At 64.2% G+C, this 7,866-nt stretch carries 10 protein-coding genes; 5 read left to right on the top strand and 5 right to left on the bottom strand.

Going from position 1 to position 7,866, the window contains the following annotated elements:
- Positions 1-329 precede the first annotated feature (329 nt).
- The 5 genes from ctrA to BM222_RS25265 all read left to right on the top strand — a co-directional run bounded on the left by ctrA (position 330) and on the right by BM222_RS25265 (position 3,583).
- Positions 330-1,031, top strand: coding sequence for a response regulator transcription factor CtrA (gene ctrA / locus BM222_RS25245; RefSeq protein ID WP_008138878.1), 702 nt, complete (start codon positions 330-332; stop codon positions 1,029-1,031).
- Between the two features lie 253 nt (positions 1,032-1,284).
- The gene (locus tag BM222_RS25250; RefSeq protein WP_092233739.1) at positions 1,285-1,689 is read left to right on the top strand and encodes a DUF350 domain-containing protein; all 405 of its coding nucleotides are present in this window, start codon (positions 1,285-1,287) and stop codon (positions 1,687-1,689) included.
- Between the two features lie 2 nt (positions 1,690-1,691).
- On the top strand, positions 1,692-2,111 hold the full coding sequence (locus BM222_RS25255) for a hypothetical protein (RefSeq protein WP_092233742.1): 420 nt from the start codon (positions 1,692-1,694) through the stop codon (positions 2,109-2,111).
- Between the two features lie 62 nt (positions 2,112-2,173).
- Positions 2,174-2,419: a hypothetical protein gene (locus BM222_RS25260; RefSeq protein WP_092233745.1), complete on the top strand. Its 246-nt coding sequence runs from the start codon at positions 2,174-2,176 to the stop codon at positions 2,417-2,419.
- 3 nt (positions 2,420-2,422) lie between these two features.
- Positions 2,423-3,583 carry a glutathionylspermidine synthase family protein gene (locus BM222_RS25265; protein WP_092233748.1) on the top strand — a complete coding sequence of 387 codons (1,161 nt, stop codon included), beginning with the start codon at positions 2,423-2,425 and terminating at the stop codon, positions 3,581-3,583.
- A 64-nt stretch (positions 3,584-3,647) separates the two neighbouring features.
- On the opposite strand, the gene BM222_RS25270 is transcribed toward BM222_RS25265, so the two are convergent.
- From BM222_RS25270 to BM222_RS25290, 5 genes are all read right to left on the bottom strand, one after another.
- Positions 3,648-4,520, bottom strand: a complete 873-nt coding sequence (locus BM222_RS25270; RefSeq protein ID WP_092233751.1) for a CheR family methyltransferase — start codon at positions 4,518-4,520, stop codon at positions 3,648-3,650.
- Positions 4,517-5,725, bottom strand: a complete 1,209-nt coding sequence (locus BM222_RS25275) for a protein-glutamate methylesterase/protein-glutamine glutaminase (protein ID WP_092233754.1) — start codon at positions 5,723-5,725, stop codon at positions 4,517-4,519. Before BM222_RS25275 ends, BM222_RS25270 begins: the two co-directional genes overlap by 4 nt.
- 66 nt (positions 5,726-5,791) lie before the next feature.
- Positions 5,792-6,157 carry a response regulator gene (locus BM222_RS25280; protein ID WP_061028127.1) on the bottom strand — a complete coding sequence of 122 codons (366 nt, stop codon included), beginning with the start codon at positions 6,155-6,157 and terminating at the stop codon, positions 5,792-5,794.
- A gap of 67 nt (positions 6,158-6,224) precedes the next feature.
- Positions 6,225-6,695, bottom strand: a complete 471-nt coding sequence (locus tag BM222_RS25285; RefSeq protein ID WP_092233758.1) for a chemotaxis protein CheW — start codon at positions 6,693-6,695, stop codon at positions 6,225-6,227.
- Positions 6,696-6,777: 82 nt separating this feature from the next.
- Positions 6,778-7,866, bottom strand: a 1,089-nt coding sequence (locus BM222_RS25290; RefSeq protein WP_143106034.1) for a response regulator, incomplete at its 5' end; no start/stop codon positions are given.

Genomic DNA, 7,866 nt, shown 5'->3' on the forward strand with positions numbered 1-7,866 from the left:
TAACTTCGTGTTTACCCGCATCATTAATCATTGCGTCACTGTCTTTGTGACTGAGCGTGGCTCCCTTTCAGAAGAAGGCTGAGTCGCGGGAGTCGGTTAGACCCGTCTCTTAAAGTGGAACTTGAACGGAGCCGGATAACGAAAGCTGCTTCACGCGCAAGACCTTAGGGCGATTCGGCAAAAATTGCACCGGGGGGACTTGCGTTCCAGAATCAGGATTTGTTAACCATCTGTTGTCAGGATCCGAATCAGTTGTTCAAAGGCGTTTTGTTGAGTGCCGCGAATGCGGCCGACCTGACGCCCAGGAGCGGCGACTATGGGGAACTGGCATGCGCGTTTTGCTGATTGAAGATGACAGCGCCGTCGCGCAGTCGATCGAGCTGATGCTGAAGTCCGAGAGCTTCAACGTCTACACGACCGATTTGGGGGAAGAAGGCGTCGACCTCGGTAAATTATACGATTACGACATTATCCTTCTCGACCTCAACCTGCCCGACATGTCCGGATACGACGTGCTCAAGCAGCTTCGGGTCTCCAAGATCAAGACACCGATCCTGATCCTCTCCGGCCTCGCCGGCATCGAGGACAAGGTCAAGGGTCTCGGCGTCGGCGCCGACGACTACATGACGAAGCCCTTCCATAAAGACGAACTGGTTGCCCGCATCCACGCGATCGTGCGCCGCTCCAAGGGTCACGCCCAGTCGGTCATCCAGACCGGCGACCTCGTGGTCAACCTCGACACCAAGACGGTCGAAGTCGGTGGCCAGCGCGTGCATCTGACGGGCAAGGAGTACCAGATGCTGGAGCTGCTCTCGCTCCGCAAGGGTACCACCCTGACCAAGGAAATGTTCCTCAACCATCTCTACGGCGGCATGGACGAGCCCGAGCTGAAGATCATCGACGTCTTCATCTGCAAGCTCCGCAAGAAGCTCGCCAACGCATCCGAGGGCCGCAACTTCATCGAGACCGTGTGGGGCCGCGGCTACGTGCTGCGCGAGCCGCACGAGCACGAAGAGCGCATTCCCGCCTGATCTCTGGGTTTACGTCGCGCGCCCGAATCGGGCTCGCTCCTCCCAGCCTGGACCCCGCCGCAAATGGCGGGGTTTTGTTTTTTTGGTCGCGTCAAGCACGGGCCAGCAGCGGTGTGGCGACGCCGGCGCCGGACCCGCAACGCGCTGCGGCCTCCCGCGGGCAGCTAGTTTGTTTCTGGGGATCGAACCTATCGGCCCGGTGCAGCGACCAAGCGATCGTGCCAGAATTCGCAGGCGCCAAATTGGACCTCCCATGATCCTGCAATCGCTCGCCGGCCTGCCCGCCTTCCTGGTCTATTTCTGCACGGGGCTGATTGCGATAGTGGCATATCTGTTCGTCTACACGCGGATCACACCGCACAACGAGTTCCAGCTGATCCGCGACAACGATCCTGCCGCGGCGATTGCGCTCGGCCTCAGCCTGCTCGGCTTCGTGGCGCCGCTGTTCAGCGCGATCGCGCATTCGGCCAACGTGCTGGACTGCCTGGTCTGGGCTGCAATCGCGCTGATCGTGCAGGTCGCCGTATTCTACATCGTGAAGATCCCGGTGCCGAACCTGTCGGGCCGGATCGCCGCGGGTGAGCTCGCGCCCGCCATCTGGCTCGGCCTGTCCTCGCTTGCTGCCGGCCTCCTGAACGCCGCCTGCATGATCTACTGACCATGGCCGCGAAGCCTCCTCCCAAGGATTTTGGCAAGCGCAGGCCGGCGGCAATAGCGTCGGCACCGCGGCAGCCCGTGAAGCGCTCCGGCCACGTCGCCCTGCTGGTGATGGGGACGATCGCGGTTGGCGCCAGCGCCTACACGCTGATGCCGCGGCGGAGTTGCGATCCCTTGCCTGCCGGAACGACACCCCCCGGGGTGACCGCGCCGGGCACGGCTGCGGCAGCACCAACGAGGACCGATTGCAGCAGCAGCGGCCATGGCTCGTCGGGAAGCTCGCACTGGTCATCGCGGTCCGGCTTCTACAGCAGCGACTCCTCAACTCATTCCTCGTCGGGCGGCCCGTCCGATGCAGGTTCCGGCGGCGTCACGCGCGGCGGCTTCGGTTCGTTCGCGCATGCTTTCTCGGGCGGCAGTTGACACGCGAGGTTTTGAACAACGCTGCGCGCCGGTCTGGTTTAAGACGCGCGGGAGGACGCACCATGAAACGCTCGCGACGGGTCATGCTCACGCTGATGGGAAGCGCCGCGGTCAGCGCCATCTCGACGGGATTTACCAGGCGCGAGCGTCCCTGCGGCTCCGCCCTCGAAGCTGTGCCCGGTATCGACGGCAAGCCGTATTGCCGGCCGAGCTATGGCGGCTTCGGCGGCACGCTGCATCGCATGCAAGGCAGCCATCATGGTCAAGGTCATGGCGGTCATGGTGGCCACGGCGGGCACGGTGGCTGACACATGCAACGCATCATTTGTCCCGAGCGCGACGACTGGCAACAGACCGCCGAGCAATGCGGCTTCGCCTTCCACACGATCGATGGCGAGCGCTATTGGGACGAACGCGCCTATTACGCCTTCACGCTCGATGAGATCGAACGCGCGATCGAAACCCCGACCGGCGAGATCGATGCGATGTGCCTGGAGCTCGCCGGCCGGGTGATCGGCAACGAGCAGCACTTGCGGCGCTTGAAGATTCCGGACGCGTTCTGGGATCTCATCTCCGAGAGCTGGGAGCGCGACGACCGCAGCCTGTATGGCCGTCTCGATCTCAGGTTCGACGGTCAAAGTCCGGCAAAGCTGCTCGAATACAACGCCGATACGCCGACCTCGATCTTCGAGGCCGCGGTGTTTCAATGGACCTGGCTCGAGCAGGCGATCGAGCGGCGCATCATCCCTGCGCGCGCCGACCAGTTCAACTCGATCCACGAGCGGCTGATCGCTGCGTGGAAGGAAGTTGCCTCGAACACGCATCTGCACCTCACCGGCACCACCGCCAACGAGGAAGACGCCGGCACGCTTGCTTATCTCGAAGACACCGCGCGTCAGGCAGGCCTGTCGACAACGCTGCTCGACATCGAAGAGATCGGCTGGCGTGAGGACGTCGGCGGCTTCGTCGATCTCGACAACAACGAAATGAAGCTGGTCTTCAAGCTCTATCCCTGGGAATGGATGTTCCACGACGCTTTCGGCACGAAGCTCAGGGACGCACCGACACGCTGGATCGAACCTCCATGGAAGGCGGTGCTCTCCAACAAGGGCATCCTGCCGCTGCTCTGGGAGATGTTTCCGAACCATCCCAATCTGCTGCCGTCCTTCTTCGAGGACGACCCGCGCGCCGCGGAGCTCGGCAGCTCCTACGTCCGCAAGCCGCTGCTGTCGCGCGAGGGCGCCAATGTCACGCTGGTCTCGGCTGGAATGTCCCTCGACGAGCACCCCGGCCCCTACGGCGCCGAAGGCTTCGTGCGCCAGGCGCTGTCACCACTGCCGAAGTTTTCGGGTGTCTATCCGGTGATCGGAAGCTGGCTCGTGAACCACGAGCCGTGCGGGCTTTCGATCCGCGAAGACGGGAGCCCGATCACGGGCAACGGCTCGCGCTTTCTGCCGCACGCGATTTTGTGAGCGCTCGGTCATTCCTGGGGCGCTCGCGAAGCGAGCGAGCGAGGCCGGAATGACGGAGAGATGATTACCGCGCCGCGGCGACCTTCAGTGGCTGCGGCATCAGCCCACCCATCGGGCGGCCGGAGCGCGCGGGATTGAGTTGATACAGACCACGGCGGTCGGACGCGGGGCGGAACGCGTCGGTGATCCCGACGACGGACTCGGCAGCGCCCAACAGCAGCGTGCCGTCGGCTTCCAGGCCCTTCGCCATCCGCTCAAAGATCATGGCCTTGGTGTCCTGATCGAAATAGATCAGCACGTTGCGACAGAAGATCACGTCGAACGTGCCGAGATGCGAGAAATCCTGCAACAGATTGAGCTGGCGGAACTGCACCATCGACCGGACATCGGCATTAAGCTGCCAGACGTCGCTGCTTTGCGTGAAGTATTTCATCAGGAGCTGGATCGGCAGGCCGCGCTGCACCTCGAACTGGCTGTAGATGCCAGCCTTGCACTTCTCCAGCACCTCTTGCGACAAATCGGTGGCAACGATCTCAATGCGCCAGCCGGCGAGTGCTGCGCCCATCTCCTTCAGGCACATCGCGATCGAATAGGGCTCCTGCCCGGTCGACGACGCCGCCGACCAGATGCGCAAGCTTTTGCGCGCCGCGCGGGCCTTGATCAGGCCGGGCACGATGCTGTCGCGCAGATGATCGAACGGGATCTTGTCGCGGAAGAAGAACGTCTCGTTGGTGGTCATGGCCTCGACCACGTCTGTTGCAAGCCTTCCGTCGCCGTTCCTGATCTTCAGCACGAGATCGGGGATTCCGGGCAAGCTCGCCTTGCGGGCCAGCGGCAACAGCCTGCTTTCGACCAGATATTGCTTGTCGGGCGAGAGATCGAGGCCGGAGCGTTCCTTCAGGAACTTGCGCAGATAATCGTAGTCAGCGGGCGTCACGAGCGGTCTCCCGCGAACAGGCGGTTGACCTTGGCGCCGATCTGGTTGAGCGGCAGGATCGCCGCGCAGATGCCGGCATGGGCGGCCGCACCCGGCATGCCCCAGACCACGCTGGACGCTTCATCCTGCGCGATCACGTTGCCACCGGCGGCGACGATGTCCTTGCCGCCGCGCATGCCGTCCGAGCCCATGCCCGTCAGGATCACGGAGAGGATGTTGCCGTGCCAGATATCGACGGCGGAGGTGAAGAGCGGATCGACCGCCGGCTTGCAGAAATTGACGGCGGGACCGTCGTCCAGCGCGATCGCGGCGTCCGCGCCGCTGCGCATGACGCGCATGTGCTTGCCACCGGGCGCGAGATAGATGCGACCCGGCTTGACCTGCTCGCCGTCAACAGCCTCGGCTGCAGGCTTACGGCTCGTACGCGCCAGATGCTCGGCGAGAATGGTGGTAAAGGTCGGCGGCATGTGCTGGGTAATCAGCACCGGGTAACGGTCGATCACCGGGCCGAGCTCGGCGACAAGCGCCATCAGCGCCTGCGGGCCGCCGGTCGAGGAGCCGATCAACAGCACCTTCGGCGTCTGGGTCGAGAACGGACGCATCGTCACCGGGCCTGAGAACAGGGCATGCGGGGCGGCCGGAGACGATGCGGGCGCAGCAGCGGGACGTGCGACAGACGGTGGACGTGCAATCGGTGCAGCAGGGCTCGCGGGCGCCAGCGGCGGGCTCGCCAGGGCCGGCTTCCGACGGAGCCGTGCGCCGAGGTGACGAATCTTCTGGATCAGGTCGTGATGGAAGATATCGGCGGCGGAGGTCTCGCGGGTCGATTCCGGCTTCGGAATATAGTCTGCAGCGCCGAGCGACAACGCCTTGAAGCTGATCTCCGCGTTGCGGCGGGTCAGCGTCGAGGCCATGATGATGACGAGATCGCGCTTCTTCGCGAGCAGCTGCGGCAGCGCCGAGAGGCCGTCGAGCTCGGGCATTTCGATATCGAGCACGGCAACGTCAGGGTTGATGCGTTCGATCTGGTTGACCGCTTCGAGCCCCGTGCGCAGCGAGGCCGCGACCTCCATGTCGTGCTCGGCGCCGATCCAGCGCGAGATGAGGCCACGGATGACGACGGAGTCGTCGACGACCATCACCCGCAGCGGTCCCGCTTCGCGCGACGGGCCCGTGGTCGAACTACCTGCGAACGCAACACTCATTACTCACCAACTCAGACTGAAACGGTTCAGTTGAAGACAATCGCCGAAGGAGCCTCCGGCGTTCGCTCAGATAAGGCCGACTTCCTGGAACTTCGCCGTCACGATGTCCTTGTCGAACGGCTTCATGATGTACTCGTTGGCACCCGCATGCAGCGCGCGCGCGATATGCGCGACGTCATTTTCGGTGGTGCAGAACACCACCTTCGGGTGGTCGCCGCCGGGCATCCGACGCAGATGGCCGAGGAACTCATAGCCGTCCATGACCGGCATGTTCCAGTCGAGCAGCACGGCATCGGGAAGCCCGCGCTTGCAGGCCTCCAGGGCCTTCTCACCGTCCTCGGCTTCGAGAATCTGGAAGTCGAGGCCTTCCAGGATCCGGCGCGCGACCTTGCGGATGACGCTGGAATCATCAACGACGAGACACGTTCGCATGTGAACCTCCTGTCCCCTGGGCGGGGGCATTTCCAATTGCTTGGCCGTCGGCGGCAATGCCGCCGTATCAGGCCGCCATCATCTCGGGCGCGAGCTCGAGCACGCGATCGACGTCGAGGACGACCATGAGCTGGCCCTCGAGCCGGTGAACACCGCCGGCGAGCTTGGCCATGCGGGGGTCGAGGTTGACCGGGTTCTCCTCCTTGCCATCCTCGGGCAGGCGCAGCACCTCGCCGATCTGATCGATCAGGAGGCCATAGGATTCGCCGCGCAGGTCGACACCGACAGCCATCGGCGTCTTGCCGTCGTCGTCCCTGGGCAGGCCGAGACGGGCGCGCATGTCGACGACGGTGACGATGCGGCCGCGCAGGTTCAGAACGCCTGCGATCTCGTGCGAGGACAAGGGAACGCGGGTGACGCGCTCCGGCATGAACACGTCCTGGACGCGCGAGATCGGCAGGCCGAACAGCTGGCCGCCGATCATCGCGGTGACGTATTCGACCATGGCGCCTTCGCCGATCTGGGTCTTCTTGCTCATCTCGTCTCCCCTGGTCCCTGGCCGCACTGTTGCCTGAGCATGATCTTTTCGGAAAACCGCTTCACACTTTTCCGCATCATGCCTACGCCGCGGCCCGGCTCAGCTCGGAGGCACCGGCGGCGCCCGCGGTCTGCTCCTTCAGCGCCGCGATCAGACCGGGACGGTCGAACTTGGCGACATAGTCGTGGAAGCCGGCCTGACGGCCGCGCTCGATCGCCGCCGGCGACACCAGGGCGGACAGGCCGATGATCGGCATCGCACCCAGATTGCTGTCGGAGCGGATCGTTTCGGCGAACTCGAACCCGTTCATGTCGGGCATCTCGATGTCGGTCAGCACCACGTCGAAGTTCTGCGCACGCAGCGCGGCGAGACCTTCCTGCGCGGTCGGCGCGGTGCGGACGCGGTAGCCGGCCGCTTTCAGCACCGGCGCCAGCATGTTGCGGAAGAAGGCCGAGTCGTCGACCAGCAGCACCGACTGCGAATGCATCGACGGCTTCATCTCCTTGCGGGTGAACCAGTCGGCGAACGCCATCGGCAGGAAGTGGCCGACGTCGATCACCTCGGTGGCCTGGCCCTTGATCACGGCCGAGCCGAGGATGCCGCTCGCCGAGCCGCCGACCTCGATGTTGAGGCGTTCCTCGACGATGTCGATGATCTCGTCGACGACGAGGCCCATGGAGCGGCCGTCATCGGCGAACACCAGGATCGGCTGGGCGCCCTGGCTCGCGATGGTGACGCCGTCCATGGAGACGAGCGGCATCAGCTGCTCGCGGTACTGCACCATGTAGCGGCCGTTACTGAACTCGATCTTGTCGGCGGGGAGCTCTTCGAGGCGGGTGACGAGCCCGAGCGGGACCGCCTTGGGCTGGTTGGAGCCGGCGCGGAACACCAGCAGCGAGGTGGTCTGCTCGCCCGAGCCGATATGGTGCGCGCCATTGTCATCGCCCATATCATGGGCCGAGGAGCCGGCGGCGCCCAGCGCCTTGGCAATGCCGTTGGGGTCGATGATCATGATGACGGCGCCATCGCCCAGGATGGTGTTGCCCGAGAACATGTCGATGTGACGCAGCTTCGTCGACATCGGCTTGACCACGATTTCCTCGGTGTGGAACACGCCGTCGACGACGATGCCGAAGGTCTGGCTGCCGACCTGCGTGACCACGATGAAGCC

It is taken from the genome of Bradyrhizobium sp. Gha, assembly GCF_900113735.1.
Classification (GTDB): domain Bacteria; phylum Pseudomonadota; class Alphaproteobacteria; order Rhizobiales; family Xanthobacteraceae; genus Bradyrhizobium.